General features: G+C 44.1%; 22 protein-coding genes and 1 tRNA gene. 10 read left to right on the forward strand and 13 right to left on the reverse strand.

The window, feature by feature from the left end:
* Window positions 1-11 precede the first annotated feature (11 nt).
* On the reverse strand, window positions 12-1,007 hold the full coding sequence (gene gap / locus MTR11_RS20090; RefSeq protein WP_012841556.1) for a type I glyceraldehyde-3-phosphate dehydrogenase: 996 nt from the start codon (window positions 1,005-1,007) through the stop codon (window positions 12-14).
* A 337-nt stretch (window positions 1,008-1,344) separates the two neighbouring features.
* Here gap and msrB point away from each other — a divergent pair, with 337 nt between their 5' ends.
* Window positions 1,345-1,755, forward strand: a complete 411-nt coding sequence (gene msrB / locus MTR11_RS20095) for a peptide-methionine (R)-S-oxide reductase MsrB (RefSeq protein WP_047010128.1) — start codon at window positions 1,345-1,347, stop codon at window positions 1,753-1,755.
* A 115-nt stretch (window positions 1,756-1,870) separates the two neighbouring features.
* On the opposite strand, the gene MTR11_RS20100 is transcribed toward msrB, so the two are convergent.
* The gene (locus tag MTR11_RS20100; protein ID WP_243328263.1) at window positions 1,871-2,692 is read right to left on the reverse strand and encodes a DUF2989 domain-containing protein; all 822 of its coding nucleotides are present in this window, start codon (window positions 2,690-2,692) and stop codon (window positions 1,871-1,873) included.
* A gap of 101 nt (window positions 2,693-2,793) precedes the next feature.
* Here MTR11_RS20100 and MTR11_RS20105 point away from each other — a divergent pair, with 101 nt between their 5' ends.
* The gene (locus tag MTR11_RS20105) at window positions 2,794-3,078 is read left to right on the forward strand and encodes a YeaC family protein (RefSeq protein ID WP_005380700.1); all 285 of its coding nucleotides are present in this window, start codon (window positions 2,794-2,796) and stop codon (window positions 3,076-3,078) included.
* Window positions 3,079-3,183: 105 nt separating this feature from the next.
* Here MTR11_RS20105 and ansA read toward each other — a convergent pair whose 3' ends face one another.
* Together ansA and sppA are read right to left on the reverse strand one after the other, a co-directional pair.
* The gene (gene ansA / locus MTR11_RS20110) at window positions 3,184-4,197 is read right to left on the reverse strand and encodes an asparaginase (protein ID WP_046874512.1); all 1,014 of its coding nucleotides are present in this window, start codon (window positions 4,195-4,197) and stop codon (window positions 3,184-3,186) included.
* Window positions 4,198-4,362: 165 nt separating this feature from the next.
* Window positions 4,363-6,213 carry a signal peptide peptidase SppA gene (sppA, locus tag MTR11_RS20115; RefSeq protein ID WP_243328264.1) on the reverse strand — a complete coding sequence of 617 codons (1,851 nt, stop codon included), beginning with the start codon at window positions 6,211-6,213 and terminating at the stop codon, window positions 4,363-4,365.
* Between the two features lie 224 nt (window positions 6,214-6,437).
* Here sppA and MTR11_RS20120 point away from each other — a divergent pair, with 224 nt between their 5' ends.
* The gene (locus MTR11_RS20120; RefSeq protein WP_171058478.1) at window positions 6,438-8,450 is read left to right on the forward strand and encodes an NADPH-dependent 2,4-dienoyl-CoA reductase; all 2,013 of its coding nucleotides are present in this window, start codon (window positions 6,438-6,440) and stop codon (window positions 8,448-8,450) included.
* Between the two features lie 60 nt (window positions 8,451-8,510).
* Here the strand turns inward: MTR11_RS20120 and MTR11_RS20125 are convergent, their stop codons facing one another.
* Window positions 8,511-9,827, reverse strand: coding sequence for an MFS transporter (locus tag MTR11_RS20125; protein WP_243328265.1), 1,317 nt, complete (start codon window positions 9,825-9,827; stop codon window positions 8,511-8,513).
* Between the two features lie 173 nt (window positions 9,828-10,000).
* On the opposite strand from MTR11_RS20125, the gene MTR11_RS20130 reads away from it, so the two are divergent.
* On the forward strand, window positions 10,001-10,549 hold the full coding sequence (locus MTR11_RS20130) for an NAD(P)H nitroreductase (RefSeq protein ID WP_005396515.1): 549 nt from the start codon (window positions 10,001-10,003) through the stop codon (window positions 10,547-10,549).
* Window positions 10,550-10,653: 104 nt separating this feature from the next.
* Window positions 10,654-12,621 carry a DNA topoisomerase III gene (locus MTR11_RS20135; protein ID WP_243328266.1) on the forward strand — a complete coding sequence of 656 codons (1,968 nt, stop codon included), beginning with the start codon at window positions 10,654-10,656 and terminating at the stop codon, window positions 12,619-12,621.
* 44 nt (window positions 12,622-12,665) lie between these two features.
* Here MTR11_RS20135 and MTR11_RS20140 read toward each other — a convergent pair whose 3' ends face one another.
* Together MTR11_RS20140 and MTR11_RS20145 are read right to left on the reverse strand one after the other, a co-directional pair.
* Window positions 12,666-12,872 (reverse strand): hypothetical protein, encoded by a 207-nt coding sequence (locus tag MTR11_RS20140; RefSeq protein WP_005380717.1) that lies wholly within the window; start codon window positions 12,870-12,872, stop codon window positions 12,666-12,668.
* 183 nt (window positions 12,873-13,055) lie between these two features.
* Window positions 13,056-13,745, reverse strand: a complete 690-nt coding sequence (locus MTR11_RS20145; RefSeq protein ID WP_243328267.1) for an SDR family oxidoreductase — start codon at window positions 13,743-13,745, stop codon at window positions 13,056-13,058.
* 270 nt (window positions 13,746-14,015) lie between these two features.
* On the opposite strand from MTR11_RS20145, the gene MTR11_RS20150 reads away from it, so the two are divergent.
* Window positions 14,016-14,939 (forward strand): histone deacetylase, encoded by a 924-nt coding sequence (locus MTR11_RS20150; RefSeq protein WP_243328268.1) that lies wholly within the window; start codon window positions 14,016-14,018, stop codon window positions 14,937-14,939.
* A gap of 192 nt (window positions 14,940-15,131) precedes the next feature.
* Here the strand turns inward: MTR11_RS20150 and MTR11_RS20155 are convergent.
* From MTR11_RS20155 to MTR11_RS20165, 3 genes are all read right to left on the reverse strand, one after another.
* Window positions 15,132-15,222, reverse strand: a tRNA-Ser gene (locus MTR11_RS20155).
* A 154-nt stretch (window positions 15,223-15,376) separates the two neighbouring features.
* Window positions 15,377-17,185 carry a DUF3413 domain-containing protein gene (locus MTR11_RS20160; RefSeq protein WP_243328269.1) on the reverse strand — a complete coding sequence of 603 codons (1,809 nt, stop codon included), beginning with the start codon at window positions 17,183-17,185 and terminating at the stop codon, window positions 15,377-15,379.
* A gap of 22 nt (window positions 17,186-17,207) precedes the next feature.
* The gene (locus MTR11_RS20165; RefSeq protein ID WP_005380722.1) at window positions 17,208-17,435 is read right to left on the reverse strand and encodes a YejL family protein; all 228 of its coding nucleotides are present in this window, start codon (window positions 17,433-17,435) and stop codon (window positions 17,208-17,210) included.
* Between the two features lie 85 nt (window positions 17,436-17,520).
* Here MTR11_RS20165 and yejK point away from each other — a divergent pair, with 85 nt between their 5' ends.
* The 3 genes from yejK to MTR11_RS20180 all read left to right on the forward strand — a co-directional run bounded on the left by yejK (window position 17,521) and on the right by MTR11_RS20180 (window position 21,185).
* On the forward strand, window positions 17,521-18,519 hold the full coding sequence (yejK, locus tag MTR11_RS20170; RefSeq protein WP_005396521.1) for a nucleoid-associated protein YejK: 999 nt from the start codon (window positions 17,521-17,523) through the stop codon (window positions 18,517-18,519).
* An 81-nt stretch (window positions 18,520-18,600) separates the two neighbouring features.
* Window positions 18,601-19,917: an Hpt domain-containing protein gene (locus MTR11_RS20175; protein ID WP_006743276.1), complete on the forward strand. Its 1,317-nt coding sequence runs from the start codon at window positions 18,601-18,603 to the stop codon at window positions 19,915-19,917.
* A gap of 104 nt (window positions 19,918-20,021) precedes the next feature.
* Window positions 20,022-21,185, forward strand: coding sequence for a chemotaxis protein (locus MTR11_RS20180; protein WP_243328270.1), 1,164 nt, complete (start codon window positions 20,022-20,024; stop codon window positions 21,183-21,185).
* 88 nt (window positions 21,186-21,273) lie between these two features.
* On the opposite strand, the gene nhaC is transcribed toward MTR11_RS20180, so the two are convergent.
* The gene (gene nhaC, locus MTR11_RS20185; protein WP_005396525.1) at window positions 21,274-22,707 is read right to left on the reverse strand and encodes a Na+/H+ antiporter NhaC; all 1,434 of its coding nucleotides are present in this window, start codon (window positions 22,705-22,707) and stop codon (window positions 21,274-21,276) included.
* Window positions 22,708-23,137: 430 nt separating this feature from the next.
* Between nhaC and asd the strand changes: the two genes are divergently transcribed.
* A complete protein-coding gene (asd, locus tag MTR11_RS20190; RefSeq protein WP_005396526.1) occupies window positions 23,138-24,253 on the forward strand; it encodes an aspartate-semialdehyde dehydrogenase in 1,116 nt (371 codons plus the stop codon).
* A gap of 55 nt (window positions 24,254-24,308) precedes the next feature.
* Here the strand turns inward: asd and MTR11_RS20195 are convergent, their stop codons facing one another.
* Both MTR11_RS20195 and MTR11_RS20200 read right to left on the reverse strand, forming a co-directional pair.
* Complete coding sequence (locus MTR11_RS20195; protein WP_005396527.1) at window positions 24,309-25,172, reverse strand: ion transporter; 864 nt, start codon at window positions 25,170-25,172, stop codon at window positions 24,309-24,311.
* A gap of 35 nt (window positions 25,173-25,207) precedes the next feature.
* Window positions 25,208-25,846: a YchE family NAAT transporter gene (locus MTR11_RS20200; RefSeq protein WP_005396528.1), complete on the reverse strand. Its 639-nt coding sequence runs from the start codon at window positions 25,844-25,846 to the stop codon at window positions 25,208-25,210.
* Between the last annotated feature and the right edge of the window lie 338 nt (window positions 25,847-26,184).

A 26,184-nucleotide genomic window follows, 5' to 3' on the forward strand; every position in this document is an offset into this window, starting at 1 on the left:
TAACTATCTAATTACTTAGAGATGTGAGCGATTAGGTCTAGAACTTTGTTTGAGTAACCGATTTCGTTGTCGTACCAAGATACAACTTTAACGAAGTTATCAGTTAGAGCGATACCAGCTTTAGCATCGAATACAGAAGTTTGAACTTCACCGATGAAGTCTTGAGATACTACTGCATCTTCAGTGTAACCTAGAACACCTTTTAGCTCGCCTTCAGAAGCTTCTTTCATTGCTGCACAGATAGCTTCGTAAGATGCGCCTTCTTTTAGGTTAACTGTTAGGTCAACTACAGAAACGTTAGCTGTTGGTACGCGGAAAGCCATACCAGTTAGTTTGCCGTTTAGTTCTGGAAGAACAACGCCTACAGCTTTAGCAGCACCAGTTGAAGATGGGATGATGTTTTGAGAAGCACCACGACCACCGCGCCAGTCTTTAGCAGAAGGACCGTCTACAGTTTTTTGAGTTGCTGTAGTAGCGTGAACTGTAGTCATAAGACCAGATTCGATACCGAACTTGTCGTTAAGAACTTTAGCGATAGGCGCTAGACAGTTAGTAGTACAAGAAGCGTTAGAAACGATGTCTTGACCAGCGTAAGTAGCGTGGTTAACGCCCATTACGAACATTGGAGTAGCGTCTTTTGAAGGACCAGTTAGAACAACTTTCTTCGCGCCAGCTTCGATGTGCTTACGTGCAGTCTCGTCTGTTAGGAAAAGACCAGTTGCTTCTGCAACAACGTCAACACCGATTTCGTCCCACTTAAGGTCCGCTGGGTTGCGCTCTGCAGTAACACGTACAGTTTTACCGTTAACGATTAGGTTACCGCCTTCAACTTCAACAGTACCGTTGAAACGGCCATGAGTTGAGTCGTACTTAAGCATGTATGCCATGTAATCTACGTCGATAAGGTCGTTGATACCTACAACTTCGATGTCAGCACGCTCTTGCGCTGCACGGAATACGAAACGACCGATACGGCCAAAACCGTTAATACCTACTTTGATAGTCATTATAGTTGCTCCACAACTTAATTTCTGATTAAAGATAACTGGTAGTAAAATTACAGAATCCAGTAAACATCTGCAAGTGATAATCGGACTTAACTTGTTTAAAGTCAAAAAAAAGCGACGCTTTTTTTAACAATTCTTCGCAAATGTTCGTTTTTTAAACTTTTAACTGATTCTTCTGTAGTCCAGTTGGCGTAATATAACTGGTGAGATAAGTGCTCTTATCAAATTAATTACGCATGGTGTCCTGGTGAGAAAGTATGTGCTACAACTGTTAAGAGAAGCAAGTTTTTTGCTAAAAAAGTCAATACCAAAAACAGTAGAGAAGGAGCAGAAAGTCGTGGAACAAAACGGGAAAAAAGTGGCGAAGTCAGATGAGCAGTGGCGTGAGCAACTTTCTGAAGAAGAGTTTCGTGTCTGCCGAGAGCAAGGTACAGAACCGCCTTTCAGCGGTAAACTACTGCATAATAAAGAGACGGGTGTTTATGCTTGTACCTGTTGCAATGCCCCTCTCTTTGTCTCTGATAACAAGTATGACTCTGGCTGTGGTTGGCCAAGTTTTGATGCGCCCATCAATGATCAAGCGGTGCGCTATTTAGAAGATCTGAGTCACGGAATGGTACGTACAGAGATTCGTTGTGCCGCATGTGATAGCCATCTAGGGCACGTTTTTGAAGATGGCCCACAGACCACGGGTGAGCGTTTTTGTGTTAATTCAGTGTCGTTAATTTTCAACAAATCAGAACAATAACGACAAAATTGTGCTCGATAGTGTTTTATCCTTTCAATACGATTTGTTGTAAGTAGAAAACAGAGTGTAGTTTGACCCAAAGAAAAACTCCCGCCAATTGCGGGAGTTCTTTCGTTTATATCTCTTTGGGTATCATTGTTGGAGAGTAGTTCCCTTTCTCTATGGCTTTTGCCACCGATTCAGCTAATTCATCTAGCTGCTGATATTGCTCTGCATGACTAAAATTAAACATACGCTTGAGCTGCTTTTCATCAGCAAGCGGGACGTCGAATCTTTTTGCAATCATTGCCCACAGATACGCGCGTTCTTTTTCTCCAAGCCCTTGATGAATGCTTGCCATTGATTTGAGAATGATCGGATTAAGGTTGTCTTCATCCGATAAAGACAACGCTTTATTCAGCAGTATTAACGTTTTCTTGGCATCTCGATTAGTATAGAAAGTAGCTAATGCATATTGCATCTCAGCAGTATTTAACTTGGGTGAGCCTTCCATTTGTAAAAATGCGCGACGAGCTTGGATGTCACCCGTTTGAGACCACAAAAAATACAAAGTAGCCGGGTCTTCTGAGCCTTTTAACTCGTTTACGATGCGTTCTAGCTCATCAATACTGTGTACCAAAGCGTTAAAACGCTGTCTCTTGAGAGCACTTTGATCAATAGGTGTGATCTGAGAGGCGAGTTCTAAGCATTTTCTATATTCAGCGACCAGACCGTATTCGATGATTTGGTTGGCTTCTGATGGTTTTTTCAATTGCTCAAACCGATGCCATACTAAGTTTGTTCTGGGAACTCGACATTGCCCGTCATCCATATTGAGCTGTTTGCAGCGCAGCTCTGGTGTTTTTTGGCACAACTCTTCGGTTGTCACGTTACCTTCGAAACAGCCCGTTAGTGCGAGACTTGTGAGGCTGAGAAGTAACCAGTGTGTTCTTTTCATGGTTTTGCTTGTGATCCGTTACACCAATTCATTTTCGTATTCTTGACTCAGTTTCTTAACCCGTTATGTTCTGTAAATAGAATGTAATAAGAAGGTACATTATGGACGCAGAACAACTATTACAAGCGATGACTCCAGAAGTTTATGATCGCTTAGTCTATGCAGTAGAAACGGGAAGATGGCCTGAGGGTACAACACTTTCTAAAGAGCAGCGAGATTCGTGTATGCAAGCTGTGATGTTGTATCAATCAAAACATAATACTGATGCGCAGCATATGACGGTTGCGGCAGGTGGTGAAATCAGCTTTAAATCGAAGCAAGAACTTAAAAAACAATTTAGCGGAGAAGAGAGCGACATTGTTCGTGTCAATCCGAACATTGATTAAGTGAACCTTTGATTTTTATAGGGTTCCCTTTACCGCTACTACTTTGACTTTAAAAGAAAAAAGCCCAATCTCTATTGGGCTTTTTAGATCGTAGTAAGCTTGAATTTACAGGCTCATCTCACCACGCAGTACTTGCTGCATTCTCTCTTTCACTTCTTCGTAAGAAAGGTTTTGGCTTAGAAGGTAATGCAGTTTTGCTAGTGCCGCTTCTGGCGTCATGTCAAAGCCGCTGATAACTCCAGAGTCTGCCAGTGCACAACCCGTGGCGTAGCCGCCCATATTCACTTTGCCTGCCAAACATTGAGTTAGGTTCACGACAATAACGCCGCGCTCAGAGGCCTCTTTAAGGTGACCCAGTAGCTCAGGGTTTTGAGGCGCGTTGCCCACACCAAAAGTCAACAGAATCATCGCATTTACAGGCTGACGAAGCGTATTACGAATAACTTCATGTGATATACCAGGATACATAGTGATCACGCCGATTGGCTGTGGTGTAATGTTGTGAACCTTAAATTCACCTTCTGGTTGTGCACCAACGGTTACGCTGTTACTTACTTGAATATTGATCCCAGCTTCCAGTAGTGGAGGAAGGTTTGGTGAAGTAAAGGCATTAAAACCGTCAGCATGAGATTTTGTGCTGCGGTTACCACGCATCAACTGATTATTGAAGAACAAAGTCACTTCGTTGATCGGGTAGTTTGCGGCAATATGCAGAGCATTCAATAGGTTTGCTTGACCGTCAGAACGCAGCTCCGCAAGAGGGATCTGTGAACCCGTAACAATCACTGGCTTGCCAAGGTTTTCAAGCATGAAAGACAATGCAGATGCTGTGTATGCCATGGTGTCAGTACCATGTAGGATGACGAAACCATCGTATTTGTCATAGTTGTCACGAATATCATCCGCAATCTGCTGCCAGTCGGCAGGCGTCATATCTGATGAGTCAATCAGAGGATCGTATTCGTGGATAGTGTAATCCGGCATTTCAGGACGGTGAAACTCTGGCATGCTTGCTAGTTGCTTTTCCATAAAGCCAGCAACAGGCACATAGCCGTGATCCGATTTTTGCATTCCGATGGTGCCACCGGTGTAAGCGATGTAGATGTGTTTTCTAGTCATCGTTTTTTTCTTTCATGTAGGGGAACAGAGGCGGGGATTATATACCTAAATAACCTTGAGATGCGAGGCTATGCGCACAGCATCAGAAAGTCATCTGAGGAGATGTTGAGCGTAATAAAAAGGGCACCTCAAGTAGAGGTACCCTTTGTAATATTAATGAAAAAGCTACTGCACTTGGCAGTTCAAACAAAATGCGTATTGACCTTTAGGATCGTTAAAGCTTTGTAGCAAGCTTGCGTCTTGTTCAAACTGTTGAGCTACGGGGTGAAGACTTTTTGGTAGCAAGCTGGTTGCATCAATACCTAGAGAGAATTTCACCTGTTTCATGAACTCTTGTAAAAATAGTTCAGTGGGAGAAAGCGGTTCTTCTACCCAGTAAATGCCGTAATCGGTCACATTCGCCAGTTTCGCCGCTAGTTCTACGGCATCATCAAAGTCACCCATTTGGTCAACAAGACCAAAGGATAGGGCGTCTTGTCCTGTCCAAACTCGACCTTGAGCGACGTTGTCGACTTCCTCTAGAGACATATCGCGATTCTCGCCAACCAAAGAAATAAAGCGCTTATAACCGTGCTCGATACCTAATTGGAATACTTGAGACGCGCCGTCAGAAAGGCCAGTGGTAATACCGTCACCAGAGAACGGCGATGTGCCAACGCCATCAGTATTAATGCCTAACTTGCTAAAGCCTTTTTCAAACGTGGTGATGACACTAAAAATACCAATGGAACCCGTCAGTGTTGTTGGCTGAGCAACGATCTTGTCTGCGCTCATTGAAATCCAATAACCACCAGAAGCGGCTAAACTCGACATGGATACAACAACTGGCTTGCCTGCTTGTTTCAGTGCTTCTACTTCGTTGCGAATCACTTCAGAGGCAAAGGCACTACCCCCAGGGCTATCTACTCGCAACACGACCGCTTTCACCTTTTCATCATTGCGTGCTTGACGCAACAAGCTTGCGACGGTGTCACCTCCGACAGTACCACGAGGTTGTTGACCATCCATAATCGCGCCACTGGCTAGAACAACGGCGATATCGTGCTGAGGTAGTGTGTAATCAGGGCGAATCGTTGCAAGGTAGTCGTAGTAACCAATCGCGTTGTAGCTGTCTTTGCCGTCACTACCAAACTGCTTTGCAAATAGAGTGCGAATGTCTTGGCGTGTCGCGAGTTCATCAACCAAGCCCAGTTTAACCGCGAGCTGAGCAAGATCACCGTCCACTGACTTCATTTCGTCAATCAGCTCATCCATGGTTGGGTTAAGCACTTTCGCATCAATATTTCGGTTTGTCGTTACGTCATCAACAAAAGCACTCCACAATTGAGTAACCCAGCGTGTTGCAGACTCTTTCGCCGCATCGGACATGTCATCACGAATAAACGGTTCGATAGCGGATTTATAAGTACCTACGCGAAAAACATGAGTAGAAACGTCAAGCTTTTCAAGTAACGTTTTGTAGTACATTGAATAGGCACTGTAACCTTTAATCAATACACCACCATCAGGTGCCAGGTAAACTTTATCAGCGTAACTTGCCAAGTAATATTGGCTTTGGTTGTAGAAATCACCTACGGCGTAAACGGGTTTACCTGACGCTTTAAATTCGTTCAACGCTTTCGCGATGTAACGTAATTTCGTGAGATTTGTTTCTGGCATGTCTCGCAGTGCTAGCACTAATCCAGACACTTTAGGATCGTCTTTCGCGTAGCGAATAGTATCAACGATATCGAAAAGAACGTTTTCTTTCGGTAACTCATTGCCCAAAAGGGAACCAGCAAAAGAGTCCATTGGATTTACATAGCGTCTTTGTTCGACAATCGGACCTGAAAGGTTCATCACCAATGCCGACTCTTTTTCGACGACGGGTTGACCGTCTCCGGTATAAGTAAAAGCAAAGTAGAAAACGGCAATCATCAGCAAGAAGATCAGGTTTGCCAGTGCGAGTCTGATAAAGGTGATGCTCTTCCATATCCCTTTAAATATCAAACCAATAAATTTGAAGAGTTTTTTCATCTTGTCTCCATAACGAGATAGTTACGCCGAGTCTAACAAAGTATGGGTTCTTATCTCTAAGATCTCAAAAGATAACATTTTTTTAGCTTATCACGACCACTCAACAATTGGCATATTTTCACGCGAGATTGATCGGTGTTACAAAAATGTAAACGCTTGTTTGATTTTTTGGTTGAGCGGGCTTAATCTGGTCAGACCATGATAATAACAATGGATGTTAAGTGATGTCTGCCATGTACCCAAACCTATTAAAGCCACTGGATCTCGGTTTTACACAATTACGAAACCGAGTCCTGATGGGATCAATGCACACGGGCTTAGAAGAGCACAAAGAAGGATTACAGAAGCTCGCCGCTTTCTATGAAGAACGCGTGAAAGGCGGTGTTGGACTGATTGTAACCGGAGGTTTTTCTCCTAACTTACGCGGTCGTTTGCACCCATTGAGTGCTGAGTTCAGCAAGCCAAAGCATGCCAAGGCCCACAAAGTTGTGACAGAAGCGGTGCACAAGCACGGTGGCAAAATTGCCCTACAAATTCTCCATGCTGGGCGTTATGCCATGCATCCATTCTCGCAAAGTGCGTCTGGCATTAAAGCGCCAATTGCAAAGTTTGCTCCGAGTGAAATGAGCGACCGCCAGATTAAGAAAACCATTGATGCCTTTGCGAACAGCGCTGAGTTAGCCCAGCTTGCTGGTTATGATGGCGTCGAGTTAATGGGCTCGGAAGGTTACCTGATAAACCAATTCTTATGTAAGCGCACGAACATGCGTTACGACGAATGGGGTGGCAGTTACAAAAAACGTATGCGTTTTCCGCTAGAAATTGTCAAAGCGGTTCGTAAGGCGGTGGGTGACAAGTTCATCATCATTTTCCGTCTCTCTATGCTGGATCTTGTCGAGCAGGGCAGCACATTTGAAGACGTTATCGAATTGGCGAAAGCGCTTGAAGAGGCTGGCGTCACGATTATTAACACTGGCATTGGTTGGCACGAGGCTCGAATTCCGACCATTGCGACTCAAGTACCACGCGGTGCGTTTACGTGGGTTACGGAAAAAGTTAAACCTCACGTTTCGGTTCCTATTATCACTTGCAACCGTATAAATACGCCAGACGAAGCAGAACGTATTTTATCTTCAGGTCATGCCGACATGGTATCGATGGCGCGCCCATTCTTGGCCGATCCTTACTTTGTTGCTAAAGCCGAACAGGAAAAAGCGCAGCTTATTAATACGTGTATTGGTTGTAATCAGGCGTGTCTAGATAACGTGTTTAAAGGTAAGCGCGCCAGTTGCTTAGTGAACCCACTTGCGTGCTATGAAACCGAAATTGTTGTTGAACCAGCCTTTAAGAAGAAAAACATTGCCGTTGTTGGTGCAGGCCCTGCGGGCTTGGCTTGTGCGACTACACTGGCTGAACGTGGCCATAAGGTTGATTTGTTCGAGAAGAACGACCGCATCGGTGGTCAGTTCCGTCTCGCGATGCAGATCCCTGGTAAGGAAGAGTTTCGAGAGACGATAAGATATTTCGCTAATCGTATTGATGAAACAGGCGTGAATCTGCACTTATCGACGGAAGCGAATTATGACCTACTAACAGAATACGATGAGATCGTGATGGCGTCGGGTGTCGAGCCACGCAAAGTCAATATTGATGGAATTGAGAACCCAGAAAAAGTCGTCGACTATCAAACTCTCATTCGAGACAAAACGCCAGTCGGTGAGAAAGTGGCTATCGTTGGTGCTGGTGGTATTGGCGTAGATGTCGCGACCATGCTCACTGAGCCGGTTGGACAAACGTTGGATGACTGGTTGCATGAATGGGGAATAGACAAAGAGATGTCTCAACCGGGTGGTTTATACCCTTACCCTGATGCGGTCAGCGATAAAGAAGTCTGGGTGCTTCAGCGTCGTAAAGGTCGTGTAGGTAAAGGTCCGGGTAAAACGACAGGTTGGATCCATAAACGTACACTTGAAAAACGGGGCGTACATTTAGTCGGTGGCGTGTCTTACGATAAAATTGATGCTCAAGGTTTGCACATTCATGTAGATGGAAAAGAACAATTATTGAACGCGGACAAAGTCGTCATTTGTGCGGGGCAAGAGTCAGTTCGTCCATTTGAAGATAAATGGTCTGAACTCGGAGAGAAGATTCATATCATTGGCGGAGCTGACCATGCAGGTGAACTTGATGCTGTGCGTGCGATTCGTCAAGGTGTTAAATTGGCGGTAAAACTCTAGCTTTTTAATGTGTGTTTACCATGAAAGCTGCGCTTTGAGCGCAGCTTTTTTTGTATAGAACTAGTCACTGATATCTGGCAGTTGTTTGGCCATTACTACGCCAGCAAGAGTAATAAAAGAGAACACTAACACCACTGCTGAAAGGCTCAAAAAGTTCGACATAACACCAAGAGAACTCATTAGAAGCAGCATTATTCCAACCACCGTGTTACTCACGGCTACATAGCTTGTCCGCTTGTCACCTTCTGCGATATCAACTAAGTAGGTTTTTCGTCCGACTCGTATTCCGTCGTGGGCAATACACACACAAAAGTAGAGCAGAGGAATCACGAATAGCAAGCTTTGGCTAGCGGTGACCCACGTATCGTAAACAAATAAAACAACGCCAAGTAGCGCGCTCATCGTTGCGCCGATGACCATAACACTGCGGCTAGAGCGATCGGACATTCTTCCCCAGAAAGGACCTGACACAAAGGAAGCCAAGCCACTCGCAAACATAAAGAGAGCTAGAACCCAGAGCTGTCCACCGAGAGATTGCTGTGCCAGCACAACGTAGTACGGTGCACTCAGCGCAGAACATAAAAATAGTGTCCGCGTGATAACGAATCGACGAAAGGTCACGTCTGTTTTAAGTAACGCGAGTTGTTTAAATGCCTCAAGGACGCCATTTCGACCACCGTCTACCTCACCGGCATACTCATTAATTCGTGCATAAACTAATGCTGCAATAAGCCATATGGCGCCCGCTAACCCTAAACTCAGACTGTAAAAGCGCTCCGTCGGCTCTACGTCCCATAACCAGGCTAGTGCCAGAAGGCTAGCGAAAAGTAGTGTAACAAGGCCAGCAGCGCTTGAAGACCAGCCGTTGACTTGACCTCGTTGGTTTTTAGGGATGGTTTTGCCCAATACATCTTTTGATGCGACGGAATTTAAACCGCGTGAGAGGCTGAAGATCATAAGACATGCAATCACACCATAACCCGCAGCTGCTCCTGTTAGAGTTAATGCGACCAATCCGATTGCAAATATGGAAAGAGCCTGCAAGATGCTGCCAATTACCCAGACCCATTTTCTTACTGGAATGCGTCGGATGTAGTGCGCGATGCTAAGTTGTGGGATAAGGGATCCTGACTCACGAATAGGAACCAGCCAACCAATTAAGTAAACCGGTGCCCCAAGACTTTGTAGTATCCACGGCAACGTGACTTTAGGGTTGATTAACGCATCGCCGACCTTCGTTAAAAACTGAGCAAGAATGATTTTAAGAAAGTTGCCGGGAACTTGATGACAAGCTGATTCAGGAATCGCCTTACAGGCACGGGCATCTTCGTCATTAACGATCTTTTCGTAAATGCTGTTTTGTTTGTCCTTGTTCATCAACCTGCCTATGTTCAACTTATTCATTTCGCGAATAAATTAACATTAAATCCAGTTTGATGTTAAGTGAAGCACGTTATCAAGCCCACAGAAAACCGGTTGTTATTCGTAGGAACAGATTGTGCTAAAGTGGCGTAAACAAAATAACAACGATATTCGATAAGGATTCTTTCATGGACGCTCTCGATCTTTTGCTCAATCGCCGATCTATCGCGAAGTTATCTGCGCCTGCACCAGAAGGTAAAGCGCTTGAGAACATCATTCGTGCAGGCCTTCGTGCGCCTGACCATGCGGGATTAACCCCTTGGCGTTTCGTTATCGCACAGGGCGATGGTTTGAAAAAACTGTCAGATATCTTGGTAAAAGCGGCAGAAGCTGAAAATAGTGATGAAGCGGTGGTCGAAAAGGTGAAAAATGCGCCATTTCGTGCGCCAATGGTGATCACGGTGATTGCTAAAGTAACGGAACATGAGAAAGTGCCTGCACTAGAGCAACACTTATCTGCGGGATGTGCCGTACAATCCATGCAGATGGCAGCGGTAGCGCAAGGCTTTCAAGGGTTTTGGCGCTCAGGTAAGTGGATGTTCCATCCAGAAGTTCATCAAGCGTTTGGTTTAGAAGGCGACGATGAGATTGTTGGTTTCTTGTACCTAGGTACGCCTGGTTGTACACCGATGAAAGTTCCTGAGCGTGACCTCTCTCAGTTTGTTGAATTTCTATAACTGAAAACTTAAACAAACTTGACTGTTTATTTATACAGTTTTTCTTGATTTATTAGGGCTACATTCGTTAATGTGGCCCTAATTATATTTATTTCCAAAACGTTATGTCTCGTCTGTTTATTGCTGAAAAACCAAGCTTAGGCCGTGCGATTGCCGCTGCACTGCCAAACCCTCAAAAGAAAGATCAAGGATTCATCCGCTGTGGGAACGGGGATATCGTTACTTGGTGTATCGGCCATTTGCTCGAACAAGTCGAACCTGACGCTTATGATGAGCGTTATAAAAAGTGGAATATGGCAGATTTACCAATTGTTCCGCAGCAATGGCAGCTCAGACCGAGGAAAAGCGCAAGTAAGCAATTAACAGTGATTCGTAAATTGCTCAAAGAAGCTAACGAAGTCATTCATGCAGGAGACCCAGACCGAGAGGGTCAGCTGTTAGTTGATGAAGTTCTCGACTATTGCAAGTTATCTAAAACCAAGAAGGAATCCACACAGCGTTTGCTGATTTCCGACTTGAACTTACCTGCGGTGAAACGCGCACTCAGTTCTATGCGCAGTAATCGCGAGTTTATCCCACTTTCAGTTTCTGCATTGGCTCGCTCTCGGGCTGATTGGTTGTATGGCATGAACATGTCTCGTGCTTATACCTTGCTTGGTCAAAAAGCAGGGTATCAAGGTGTTCTCTCGGTAGGGCGAGTGCAAACGCCAGTTCTTGGCTTAGTGGTGCGTCGTGATGAGGAAATCGAAAACTTTGTCCCGAAGGACTATTTTACCCTACATGCTCTGATCCCATATCAAGATGCCAATGGTACTTTTGATATTCGTGCTCGTTGGAAGCCAAGTGAGGCATGCAAGCCTTGGCAGGATGAAGAAGGGCGAGTGTTAAACCGTAAGTTAGTGGAAAACGTTGCAAACCGTATTGCAAATCAACCCGCGAAAGTGACGGAGTCGGAACAAAAGCAAACCAAGCAATCAGCACCATTACCTTATTCATTATCTGCTTTACAGATCGATGCAGCGAAGCGCTATGGTATGAGTGCGCAACAAGTACTAGATACTTGTCAGGCATTGTATGAAAAGCACAAGCTAATCACTTATCCTCGTTCAGATTGTCGCTATTTACCGATGGAACACTACTCACAAGCAGAGATGGTGACAACAGCTATTGCGAATAACGCAAAAGAGCTGCAAGGTGCCGTTCAGGGAGCAGACTTAACATTAAAGTCCAAAGCCTGGAACGATAAAAAAGTGGATGCGCACCATGCGATTATCCCTACACCAAAACAAGCTAATGTGAATGCGCTTTCGGGCAATGAGATGAAAGTGTATCAATTGATTGCGCGCCAGTATCTCATGCAGTTTTATCCGGCGGCGGTTTACGCAGAAGCGAAATTAGTTTTCGATATCGCTGGTGGTACGTTTATCGCGAAAGGTCGTCAGTTAGTTTCGCCGGGTTGGAAAGCGCTAATGGGCAAAACTGACAAGGAAGATGAAGGTATTGATGCCGTACCACCGTTACCAGAAGGCACCGTGTTAACTTGTCGTGAAGGGGAAATAAAAGACCGAAAAACCGAGCCACCAAAGCACTTTACCGAAGCATCGCTGTTGCAAGCGATGACCGGGATCGCCCGTTACGTTGCGGATAAAGAACTGAAAAAAATCCTTCGTGATACTGATGGGCTAGGTACGGAAGCGACTCGCGCTGGTATTTTGGACACGCTGTTCAAACGCCAACTGCTCACGCGTCAAGGTAAATCAATTCTCAGCTCTCCTGCGGGAAGAGGTCTCATTCATGCCTTGCCACAGGATTCAACGTACCCAGATATGACGGCTCATTGGGAGCACCAGTTACAAGGTATGGCAGAGAGAAATCAAGCATATCAGCCGTTCATGCAAGCACTCGAACAACGCATTGATAGCTTGATGGCACAAGTAAAAGCAGGGCCTATCCCTGATTCATTACGTCATCTACCCAAGGTGGAACGTCCTGCGTTTAAACGTAAAAAGCGCAGTTATTCAAAGAATGGTGGCGCGACTAAATCTCGTGCAACCAAAGGTAAGCAGGCATAGGACAAGCGCGGTGTAATTAAACACCGCGCATGCTTGAAAATAGATTACTCGAACAGGTCGCCGTGGTTTTGGATCGCGCCTCTTACTTCACCTTGAGTTAACACGCGTTTGTCCAGTACCTCTTTCACCTGGTTGCCCAAGTCAACTAATGTATCTCGATTCGCTTGAGTTTGGCGTTTACCAGCACTTCTCAAGCAGTAGTTTAGCTCGTGCTCTTCGCTAAAATTAACCAAATCCCTATCTGCTGCCATCGTGCCTTCTCCTTAATTGTTCTACTTTTTCATAAGTCTGGATTGGATATAGATAAATTCAAGTTAGATTGCGCGAATTATGCTGGTAGATCGCCGATGAACATTATGTTTGCCAACCAAGTCACGATTATGAAGCCTAGCTTAGGTGTTATTTGGTTTATTGATGGTTGTTTCTTAACGCCGCTACCAAGGTAGCTCAGTACCATCGTAGTTAATAAATCGACCTGAAAGTTGCGGTGTACTCAGCTCTATCGCGTTCGCTAGGCCCTGCGCGGAGGCTTGCGTATCTATCAATGCATTTGGCCCGCCCATTGCCGTTTTTACCCAACCAGGATGAAGCGCTAAAACGGTAAATCCTTCAGGTGTTAAATCATTGCTCAAGCTTTTAACAACCGAGTTTAGCGCCGCTTTCGATGAACGATAAATATAACCGCCACCGGACGTATTTTCCGTCATGCTCCCCACTTTTGATGAGATACAAGCAATCTTTTTCATCTTGCCTTGTTGTAAGCGAGGGTAACAGTGCTCAACCAGTTTTAACGGTGCAATGGTGTTTACTTCGAAGACTTTACGCCATTCTTGTACGTCAGTGTCTCCAAAGCCATATCCCTTGGGGCCGTAATATCCTGCATTATTGATGAGTAAGTCGATGGCAGGGAGTTTATCGGCAAGCAGAGCGACTTGTTCGTAGTGAGTGACATCCAGTTCGTGCAAAACTAGATTGCTGTAATGTGAGGCTAGAGTTTGTAGTTCTGAACTGTTCTCCAAGGAACGACTGGTAGCGTGTACTTGATGGCCTTGCTTTAGGTACAGCTCAGTTAAGCTAAGGCCAATGCCGCGATTTGCTCCGGTAATAAAGACGGTTTGACTCATACAAACACCTATATTTTTTGATTTCAGTTGAAAGTCATTGTGTTAGCTAAGCGCAATAAAATCAACCAGCCACCACGCACCAACAACGAGAGATGAAAATAGGGACAGAGCATAAAGAGAGCCAAACAGTGCGCCGAGAATAGCAAAGAAAGTAGAATTCATATGTATATTAAATTTAATTGATATTGAAAATCATTATCAATTAAATTGCATTTTATTCAACCCTTGAAGTTGATACTATTTCGTTACCATTGTTATTAAGAATTTCTCATGCTGCCATTTATCTACCACCCGATTTATTCTCAACTTGAGTTGCCAGAGGGGCATCGTTACCCAATTATGAAGTACCAGTACCTCTATGAATCGGTATTGGTACATATGGAGAAAGATAACTGGAAAGAACACGTGCAGTTTTTCCAGCCAGAAGCATTAACTGTTGAGGAAGTAAAACGTGTTCATGACCAGGAATACGTCGACTTACTTGTGAATGGAAACATGCCAGCTGCGAAGATGCGCCGAATAGGTTTTCCTTGGAGTGAGTCTCTCATTACCAGAACGCTAACTTCAGCAGCGGGCACGGCTTTGACCGCAAATAAAGCACTTGAGTATGGTGTTGCCATTCATTTGAGTGGCGGGTATCACCACGCACACAAAGAGTTTGGCAGTGGTTTTTGTTTATTTAATGACTTAGTGATCGCGGCCAGGCAAGCGCTCGAAGTCGAACATGTCGATAAAGTATTGATCATTGATAGTGATGTTCATCATGGGGATGGAACAGCAACTTTGTGTCACGATGAGCCAGATATCATCACGCTTTCTTTTCACTGTGACAAAAACTTCCCGGCTAGAAAGCCTCAGTCTGACCTAGATGTGCCTTTGGTGCGAGGAACAGGTGAAGAGGATTTTTTAATGGCGTTTAAGGAAGTGGTCGATATGGCGCTTAATCTTCATCGTCCTGATTTGGTTATCTACGATGCTGGTGTTGATATACATCAAGACGATGAGTTGGGATATTTTGATGTTTCGACGCAAGGGATTTTAGAACGTGATAGATTTTTAATGCAAACAATGAAATCGCGAGGTATCCCTGTCGCAGCTGTCGTCGGAGGTGGATATCGAACGAATCATGCAGACCTTGTCCCAATCCATTTGCAGCTCATTAATGCCGCTAAAGAAGCCTTTGTTGGTAAGTAAATACAACTAGACGTGAGTATCAACCTGATTCAAAACGGGACACTGAAACGAAAAGGTCGTTAATTTCTAAGCGTGCTCTTTCTGAATGTTGCGGAGTGCTTAGTTGTGTTCAAAGAAGGGATTTGTACAAATCTTTTCAAATCTGGATATACGAAAAAGCCCGCTAATTTCTTAGCGGGCTTTTTCTAAATGTGGCGGAGAGATAGGGATTTGAACCCTAGATACGCTATTAACGTATGCCGGTTTTCAAGACCGGTGCTTTCAACCACTCAGCCATCTCTCCGTTGTTGAGGCGCATAATATAAGGCTTTGAAAATGTTGTAAACCCCTAGTTGAACTGATTGGATGTTTACTGCGCAAATTTGTGGTTTGTGTTGTTTAAATAAACAAAAACTCCCCAAAAAGGGGAGTTTGAATAGTATATGGATTGCTAGGTATTAATCGTTTTTAGAATAAAAACGCTGTAACTCAGTTAAACCTTGCATCAAAACTGGCAACTTCGGTGCATCATCTCGAAGTCGTTTGTAATTTCTGTCATACAACTTGTAGTTGCCAAACTTATCGATCACTGTGGTTTGTGAGCTAGTAATTAAGGCAAGCTCACGAGTGTCACCCGCTAGGATCCAACGGCGACGACTTTCGTCAAATAGGTTACGACCACTACTGTAATCATATGGGTTGGAAGATACACCGAGCATATCCTGCAACAACGTGACCGAAAGGTCCAAGTGGCTTGTGCTGTGATTAAATTCACCAGCCAACATTCCTGGCCATTGGATTACCATAGGAACTTGTAACTGATAACGACTGTAGTTGCTGTTTGCGCCCCAGCTGTTCGTATTGGTTTCGTTAAACTCACTACCGTGATTAGAAGTGATAATCACGATGGTGTTTGTCAATAGTCCATTTTTTTCAAGCTCATCAATAATACTAGCGACGGTTTTATCCGCTGATTTCACCGCATATTCATAAGCTTTTTTGAAGCGATCACTTGCGGACATTTCTTCGTCATTATTTGAAGGGATCGATTCAAAATTATCAACGGCGGTGACTTCGATGTAACTAAACCATGGTTGACTCGCTTTCTCTGTTAACCATGTATTCCAGTTCGCGATAGATTGCTTATCGGTATGAGCTTGTGTGCCATCGAGGTCTTCCGCTAGTTTTAAGCCGCGGAAAATAATCTCTGAGTAGAGATCATCTTCAAACCCGCTGCCACTGAATAGGCCGAAGTTGTAACCCTGATCTTTCAGTACATCGAGTAACACTGGCGAAGCACCTTGCGCCTTGATGCTTGAGGCGTAACTGGTTGGTAAGCCGTAGAACAAACCGAAAGCCCCGTAAGTATCATTACTTGAACTGTAATGATTACGGAAGTTCTGATTGTTTTCGGCAAACTCATAGAGGTTAGGCATCTCTTCTGGATTCAGCGCGTCTGCACGCAGGTTATTTACGCTGATCATCAACACGTTGAGCTTATTGACTCGACGGTTAAACTCTAGCTTTTCTAGAGGGTAATTGACTAACTCTACGTTGCCTTCATTTTCCGCTAAGCGTTTTAGGTATTCCTCACGGTCAAGTAGACCATGTTTTTCCATAAAGCTCTTCGCCGTCATCGGATAAGACAATGGGAAGTTTGAACGCTGACTGGTAATTGGATTGTAGAAGTATGCATCTGCCCAAATATAAACCAAATGGCTGGTCATAAAGCTGAGGAAAAATACAGCTGCTAGAGGACGTCCTACGTGCTTATGAGATAGTTTGCGCTGTTTTCGCCATACCCATTCGGATAGAGCGAGCTGAATAAGGAAGATCAGCGGCATTACAACAAACAGATGTTGTAGATCAGTGCTGAGTGCACTTTTATCTTCGCTGAATAGTAACTCCCAAACGACAGGAGTTAAGTGCAAATTGATCGACTGATACGCTTGGGTATCAATCAATAATATGGTTTGCCCAACGGTCGCGAAAATCACTGCCACCAAACGGAACAATTTCCGCGATGGCAGGATAAACGTTAACGGGAATAGAACGAGCAAGTAAAGCGCGAAAACTAGAAAGCCAAAGTGACCAACCCAAGAAACCGCCAGATAAAACTGACCAAGTAACGTCTCGGGCCAAGGAGACTGAACAATGTAGCGTGTGCCTATCAACATCGATGCAACGATATTGAAGAATGCAAACCAGTGACCCCAACCAACCAGTCGAGATACACGTTCGCCGTATGAGTTTCCGCTGTCTACCATGTATGTGTTCTATTGTCCGTTATTAGTGTGTTTTTGGTGTTTCTAAAGAAGACATCAGCGCCTGAGCAAATTTTTCAGCAATCGCTTTGCGTTGTGAAGCAGCAACACGTTGATTTAAGACATTGGTTGCGATATTTCCGGCAATCATTAGCGTCAACTCAGGAGAAGCAGCGTGTTTTTCAAGAACTGTTGCTACTTCAGCAAGAATTTTCTCTACTTGCTCGTCAGTATATTTAGATGTAATCGGCATAAAGACTCTAATAATGATAGTAAAAGCGGCTTATGATAACCTACAATGCCCATCAACTAAAACCTTGTAGCAAGATAAAATCACTATGAGCCTTCATCTTTCAAACGTTATTCTGCATCAACTGTGCAAAAACGATCAGGACGAGCTAGTTGTAAACTTTCGTCCAGCATCATTAGAGAACGATGCATCTACTGAAAACTTAGTCGCTGAGCTTCACCGAGTATTCCATTCTAAAGCTGGTAAAGGTTTTGGCTCTTTCCAGTCAGACAGCGAATTTCAATTTTGGCTTCAAGAAATGCGCAAAGGAGAGCGAGATTTTTACGACTTCTCACAAATTAGTGCAAATCGCTTGAAAGAAGAGTTGATTAAGTACCCATTTGCGGATGAAGGTATTTTGGTTTTCGCTGAGTATCAGAGTTTAGCAACGGACTACTTGTTCATCGGTATCTTACCAATGAACCAAAGTTTAAAAGTGACCGAAGGTTTGGACATCAGTGCGACGGATTACCTAGATATCACCAAAATGGATATTGCGGCCCGCATTGACTTGTCGAGCTACGACACTGACAAGGAATCTAATCGTTACTTGCAATACATCAAGGGACGCGTCGGCCGTAAAGTGGCGGATTTCTTCCTAGATTTCCTGCAAGCGGACATCGGCTTAGATACTAAACAACAAAACTTAGTGTTGATGCAGGCAGTGGATGATTTTTGTGCTGACTCGAAGCTAGAAAAGCAAGAAGTGAACGAGTACAAGAAACAAGTTTACGATTACTGCAATGAGCAAATTAAATCCGGTGATGAGGTTCAAATCTCAGAGCTTTCTGGAGAGCTTCCTCCAAGCCAAGATGGCACAAGCTTTATGGATTTCACCAAAGAGCAAGGGTACGAACTTGAAGAATCTTTCCCAGGTGACCGTGCGACGGTTCGCAAACTGACTAAATTTGTTGGCGCTGGCGGTGGCTTGAATATTAGCTTTGATAGCCTATTGCTTGGCGAGCGTATTTTTTATGACCCAGAGACGGATACCTTAACGATTAAAGGTACGCCACCAAATCTAAAAGATCAGTTGAGTCGCAACTAAAACCATATCGTCAAATTAAGAGAGCCAATGGCTCTCTTTTTTATGTGAATAAGAAACATCCATAGTATATGCTTGTAATTAATGGAGATATGCGAGGGGCGAGTGTTGCTGAAGCTAAAAGAAGGAATGAGGCGGTTTGTTTGGTTCTGGTTCGTTTTATGGTGTGTTTTAGCGCTAGGGATTTGGTTGCAAGCCAAACAAACGATTCAAACCATTTCAACAGTGAATGAGCTAGGAAGCAAAGTCGAAGAAGTCAGACATTTTTTTAACTTTGATCTGCCTTATCGTGTTAAGCACGTCGACCAAGTTTCACTAAAACTTCAGTTAGCCTATGCAGTTCGCTTACAGCTTGAAAGTGAGTTTTCTGAAGGAAAAATCACACCAGATATTACTCAATTGCTTTATGCGACCGATCGATTTTTAGAAAGTGCTCGAGCCTTTGTAGGGAGTGACAGTGAGCTTGTATCATTGGCTGAACAGTTGCGAAGGAGCCGTGCCCGAGCTGAGAACTCTGAGCAAATTCAATCAATGTACTATCGCTTAGGCGCACTTGTTTTGGAGTCTATTTTTAGTGACTCAGCAACGAATAGCGATACTTATCGTGATTTAGACCGACTCTTTATCGAGTCGGACACGCTTTCTCCTCAAGAGCGAAGTGCTTTTCAGCGTCAACTTGCCCAGACTTCAAGCGCGCTATCTGCCAAGGCGCAAGGCAGCTATCTAGTTAATCAACTGCTTAATCCTGATTTCCCGAACCAGTTAACTTCGATAAATGACCAGTTGGAACAAAAGTTGATGACCTTTGTTACTTGGTTGTCAGTAATCAGTGGTTTATTTCTTTCTCTTATTTCATGGGGGCTTTTCTCCCAAAGAACCGTTCAGCCGCTAACACCATCAAGAGCAGAAGATAAAGAGTCTGAGCAAGCTGGTGGGTCTTACGTTGTTTTTTCTGCTCAGTCCGAAAGCGCTCAAAACGGCCAAGTTAACGAACAGAGTCATAATGAGCCGAACACATCACAAGTGGCAGTCGTGGAACGTGAGCCGTATATAGATATCAATAAGATGCTGGACTCGCTATCGGGAGATGAAAGCGCGGTGCGAATGTTACTTGAAGTCTTTATTCAGGATCACTCTGGCGATGGTTCAAAAATGCATCGGCTATTAGAAGAGGATAAAGAGCAAGCGCAAAGAGCGGCTCATAGTCTTAAAGGGGTCTCGGGAAGTTTAGGGGCAATGCCATTGCACTGCATTTCGAGTGATATTGAGCTGTTGATTAAACAAGGGCAACAAGTGCCGGAAGAGAAACTGACACGTTTAGATGATGTCCTAAAGCAAACCATACTTTTCGCTAACCACGTTCTCAATAGTGAAAAGATACAAGAAGCGCTAACAGATTGATATTGCTCTGACTTACAATCATCAGAGTTGGGGTATTAAAGGCCCGAACTATATGACTTAGTTCGCTTTATTCCTGTTCCATACAATTTGTTAAGGGTACTTTCATGTCCGTTCGTCGATTGTCTTCAATGATGTTGATAGGGTTGGTTGTGATGCTTTCAGGGTGCTCCCTGTTAGAAGTGAAAATCGAGAGTCAAACCGTCCCTCTTACCAAACAAGAGCTTAATATGCGTCTCCTGACTCGTGAGTATGCGCAACAGTTTTTTGCTCAGGTAGAGCAAGCTGCTGATGCATTGCACGATCAATATGAGCCGCATGATAAAGTCCATCAATCTTATATTTTGCTTTGGAAGATAAATGCTGAAGAAGGTCTTCAAGCAGCAGCATACCAAGTCTCGCCAATGGCAGCACTGATTGATACTTGGACTTTTACGCTACAGATGGATCAATTCTTTACGACTGGCCTTGGTCATGAACTGTTTGCGACAGAGGAGGCAAAGTTAGTTTCTGCTCACTTAGCGAAAGAGGTGGATAAACTGGCTCAATCTCTGTTGAAACAAGAAGCGTACATCAAGACACAAGCGTTTGTTGCAGAGTTCGTTAAGCAACATCCATTCGCGGACTTAAGTATGATCAGGACGCCAGCTTACCGTGGGTGGTTAGATGCGAATCAAATTAGCGAGGAAGAGGCAGTGACTACGCTAGGTACAATGCCAGAAGCATTAGGTGATGTCTCGGATCGTCTAAGCCTTGTATCAGAACAGACCCCCAAAATTATGACTTGGAAGGCGCAGTTATTAGCATTAAATAGCTCTGCCAGCATCGAAAAAGTTAATGCTGCGCTAAATAGCTTACAAGTTACGGCGGATTCGATGAAGGACTTTATTGATAACAATCCAGAGTACATGCGCTATTTGGCAGAGCAAATGGCGGTAGAGTTACAACCTTTGGTTGACGATATTGACCAAAAAACGCAAGCGCGTTTATCTCAATTGGGTGAGGAGCGCCAAGCTTTAGAGTTGATGGTAGCCAGAGAGCGCCAAGAGATCGCGCAGATCATTACCCATGAGCGTGAGAAGTTTGCTCAAGATATGGACCGAGTCTCGCAGGAAGTGGTCAGTTTAGCGATGACCAAGCTGATTGAGCTCGTTAAAAGTACCATTATCTACTTCATCTTGTTCATTGCCGTTATATTCTTTGCACCACTTGGCTTGGGCTATTGGTTTGGTAAGCGTGCAGCAGTGAAAGCGCAAGTCAAACAAAGTTAACGTTTGGTTGAGATATAAAAAAGAGCGCTCATGCGCTCTTTTTCTTTGTCTCTCACTCGGAAGAGAGATTCTTCCTATCTATGCGAACTTAAGCGGTTTGCTGCTTCAGTTCGCCTTCTGCTTGTTCAACTGCTTCCGCCGTTGGCTCGCATTTATCAACAAACCAACCCATGTAGGAACTGATGATGGTCACAATGATACATACAAAACTTAGCCACATGAACGGTGCATAAGACAGTGTCGCAACACCCAGAATACTTGCCATGTAGATACCGTTGTCACTCCATGGAACCATACCAGATGTTAATGTGCCGCCGAACTCTGCGTTACGAGACAAGTTCTTACGTTTGTAGCCTAGGCGATCGTAGTTCTTCGCACAGATTTTTGGTGTCAGGATAAGTGAAACGTACATCGCTGAACCAAATACGTTCCCCATAAAGGCTGTACCGATTGTACTTGTTGCCAGTGAACCTGCACTTTGAACGCGTTTTTCAAACAGCTTAGCGATAGTTTCTAACACACCCACTTTATCTAGTAGACCACCAAAACCAAGGCCGAATACGATAACTGCTACCGAGCCAAGCATTGAAGACATGCCGCCACGGTTAAGAATTGAGTCAATGAAATCTACGCCTGAAGAAATCGCAAACGGAGCCCAAGCGGTGTTGAACGCGGTTAGGAAGTCCACATCTTGAATCATTACTGCCCAAATAATACCGAGCAGAGAACCAAAACTGATCACTGGGAATGAAGGCATACGCATTGCTAGAAGTGACAATACGATGATCACAGGAACAAATGAGTAAGGCGTGATGTAGAATTGCTGCTCCATCGCTTTAATTACAGAGTCTACCTGGCTCATGTCAACTTGACCTGCGTAGTGGAAACCAAATGCAGTAAACATAATGCCTGTAATAATGTAGCTAATGAGTGCGATCGGCAGCATGCCTTTAATATGTTCCATTACTTCAACGTTAGACATAGATGAAGCAAGGATGACGGAGTCCGATAGAGGCGACATTTTGTCACCAAAGTAACAACCTGAAAGCACCGCACCAGCTGTAATTGGTGCAGGAACGCCAAGGCCTTGGCCAATACCCATCATCGCAATACCAGCAGTACCAGCAGCGCCCCAAGAGGTGCCAGTCGCTAGCGCAGTCAATGAACAGATGATCATGGTTGCGAGCAAAAAGATAGAAGGGTGAATTGCTTTAAGGCCGTAGTAAATAATGGTTGGAACAATACCACCAGAGATCCACGTACCAACAAGCGCGCCAACGGCAAGAAGAATTAAGACGGCTCCAAGTCCATTGGAAATGCCATTTAGTGCAGCTTTTTCCAGATCTTTGTACTGATGACCAAGCTTAATGCCTAATATCATGATAATGAACCAACCGATGTACAGCGCTAGCTGGATCGGTAGGTCTAGCTTGGCAGTGAACGAAAATGCTAGCAGTAGAAATAAACCGAGCGAGATAAATACCTGTATCAAGCTTGGTAGGCGTGGTGTAACTTGCTTCATATGTGCCTCTGTCAATCTTGGAGCAATAGAGGAAGGCGCTCCTTGTTGTAATCGCGCATAACATACATTAACAAAAATTATATTTCGAATATTTGGTGTTTTATCTTGATGTTCGTCGGCAAAAACGTTTGCTTGTGAAATTAACTGTTAGTTTGTTTTAACTTTTTTGGTTTTAAATGTTGTGTAATGTGAAATTATTGTGCTTCATGTGTTATTTTATCACTGAGTGGTAAGACCAATTTGGAGTAACAGGGCTTTCCCTACTTGAAAAATGGCCGAAATCGCAAACCAAACACTAAAAAATCTCGTTTAACACGAATTTTCATAGGAAAAGGTTAAAAAATAGGCTTATTTACAAAATAGGGGTTGAGATTTTGATGCGAAAAATTAACTATGGGGTAGGTTTTTTAATACATGGAGAGTTAATACGATGAGAGTTGGTTTAGTTGGTTGGCGCGGTATGGTTGGTTCAGTCCTTATGCAGCGTATGGTTGAAGAGAAAGACTTCGACCTAATCGAACCAGTATTCTACAGTACTTCTCAAGTTGGTATTCCTGCTCCTAACTTAGGAAAAGACGCAGGCTTACTGCAAGACGCGTATGATATTGAAAGCTTAAAACAGCTTGATGCGGTAATTACATGTCAAGGTGGTAGCTACACAGAAAAAGTTTACCCAGCACTTCGACAAGCCGGTTGGAAAGGCTACTGGATTGACGCAGCATCTACGTTACGTATGGCGGAAGATTCCATCATCACGCTTGATCCTGTGAACTTAAAGCAAATCCAACAAGGCATCCACGGTGGCACGAACACATTTGTTGGTGGTAACTGTACGGTTAGTTTAATGCTAATGGGTCTAGGTGGCTTATTCGAGAAAGGCCTTGTTGAGTGGACAAGCGCAATGACATACCAAGCCGCTTCCGGTGCTGGCGCGCAAAACATGCGTGAACTGATCTCGCAAATGGGCGTTATCAATGACTCTGTAAGTTCCGAACTTGCAAACCCATCAAGCTCTATCCTAGATATTGATAAAAAAGTTGCAGACACAATGCGCAGCGGTTCCTTCCCTACCGATAAATTCGGTGTACCACTAGCTGGCTCGCTTATTCCGTGGATCGATGTGAAACGTGATAACGGTCAGAGTAAAGAAGAGTGGAAAGCGGGCGCAGAGGCAAACAAAATTTTGGGCTCACAAAGCTCGCCTGTACCAATTGATGGTACTTGTGTCCGTATTGGTGCGATGCGCTGTCACTCTCAAGCACTCACTATCAAGCTTAAGCAAAATGTCCCAATGGACGAAATCGAAGAAATCATCGCCACTCATAACGACTGGGTTAAAGTGATTCCTAACGATCGTGACATTACTGCGCAAGAACTTACACCTGCAAAAGTAACGGGCACTATGTCCGTACCAGTGGGTCGTCTACGTAAGATGGCAATGGGTGATGACTTCCTAAATGCTTTCACTGTTGGTGACCAACTACTTTGGGGCGCAGCAGAACCATTGCGTCGTACGTTACGCATTATTCTTTCTGAGAAAGCATAATCACATCAATCTTTGTTTGATGACAAAATAAAAGAGCTCCCTAGGGAGCTCTTTTTTATGCTTCGTCTTCTCCACGAACAACGCGTTTGTCAGGATCGGCCAGCTCACTACCACAGTGTTTACAGTAAGTCGCATCAGAGTCGTGCCCGGCGTGAGAACAGTTAGGACACTTCACTAATACTTTGTGCGATTGCATTTCTTGGTGAAGCTCTGCTGTGAAAATACCAGTAGGGACCGCCAAAATTGAATAACCCAACAACATGGTGAGTGAGGCAAGTCCTTTTCCGAGATCTGTTTGAGGTACCAAGTCACCATATCCAACCGTTGTGATGGTCACAATAGCCCAATAAATACTTTTCGGAATGCTAGTAAATCCGTTTTCAGGCCCCTCAATGACAAAAATCAGTGACCCAAAGATCGTGACCATAATGGCGACAGAGCTAAAGAAGATAAAAATCTTTCTGCGCGCCATCAGTAGAGAGCGTAAGAGGATGTTGGACTCTTGAAGATAGCGGACCAACTTGAGTATGCGGAATATTCGCATGACTCGTAGTGCTCTTATTACGCCCATAAAGGAGGCAGAAGGGAAAAACAGTGCTAAGTAAGTAGGTAAAATCGCGAGTAAATCAACGACGCCATAAAAGCTTTTCGCATAGGCGGCTGGTTTTGGAGAGCAATAAAGCCGGAGAAAATACTCAATAGTGAATAAACCGGTAAAAGTGTACTCCAAGTATTTCAGCTCTTTTGCCCACTCGGCGCGTACGGATGGTATTGAGTCTAATACCAGCACGATTAGAGAACTGATAATCGCGATAATGAGTGCAATATCGAAGGTTCGACCAGCTTTGGTATGAGTACCAAAAATGGTGACATAAAGAGTATGTTTGAGAGAGTCAGTCGTCATGACAAAGCGATCCATTGTTGAATCGCTCTATCATACAATTTTATAGAAACTCAGGCTAATCCTGGAAATAAGTTGCGTAAACCATTGGCGATAAACTCAATACCCAATGCGCCTAATATCAAACCCATGATACGGGTAATGACGTTGATACCAGTTTGGCCCAAAAATCGCACGATCAGTGGGGCAGAGCGGAACAACAGCCACGAGCATAGACAGAACAAGCCAATTGTAATGCTGATGCCTACCGTATCAAACATGCTTGGGTAGCGTGCACCGTAAACAATAGTCGAACTGATTGCGCCTGGTCCTGCCATTAGCGGCATCGCAAGAGGAACAACACCGATCTGCTCGCGACTCACGTATTCTGATTTTTCCTGTTTGTTTTGTTTATCTTCCCCCAGTTTACCGCTCATCATCGAGAACGCGATGCTAAGCAGCAGTAGCCCACCTGCAACACGAAACGAATCCAGAGAAATGCTGAACATATCTAATAGTAACTGGCCAGCAAAGAGCGAAATGATCAGAATGATAGCAACAGCCACGTTCGCTGTGGTTGCCGTATTGCGCTTTTCGTCTGGTGTCATATGTCCGGTTAGTGACACAAACACAGGCATGATACCAACAGGGTTTACTGCGGCGACCAAACCAAGAAAAAACTGCAAGAAGATAGCAAGTTCAAAAGTTTGCATGTTGCGTACTCATTAAAGTTCACATTAGTGAAAAGGCGAAGGGGTAATTTGGGCGTAATGTAAGGCAAAAGTTGGGTTGGAAGAAATGAAAAAAACTAACGCATTTCCTACTGTTTTAGTGAGAAAAACTAATTCTTTAATAAACTGTATCTAATCTGGAAAAGAATTGTTGCGTATAAAGTTGCTGTCAAAGCGTGCTGTTTTACATAAACGTTAACATTCGCACACTTTTGATAAAAACTAAGGTGGTTTGTAGAGAGATGTATTCGGTTCGATATACTCTCAGTAGCACAAGGAATTGGGCCTACATGTAATTTTGTTGGCTAAAAATGAAACTT

Origin of the sequence: Vibrio sp. CCB-PB317 (assembly GCF_022808245.1) — a bacterium.
GTDB classification, from domain to species: Bacteria; Pseudomonadota; Gammaproteobacteria; order Enterobacterales; family Vibrionaceae; genus Vibrio; species Vibrio diabolicus.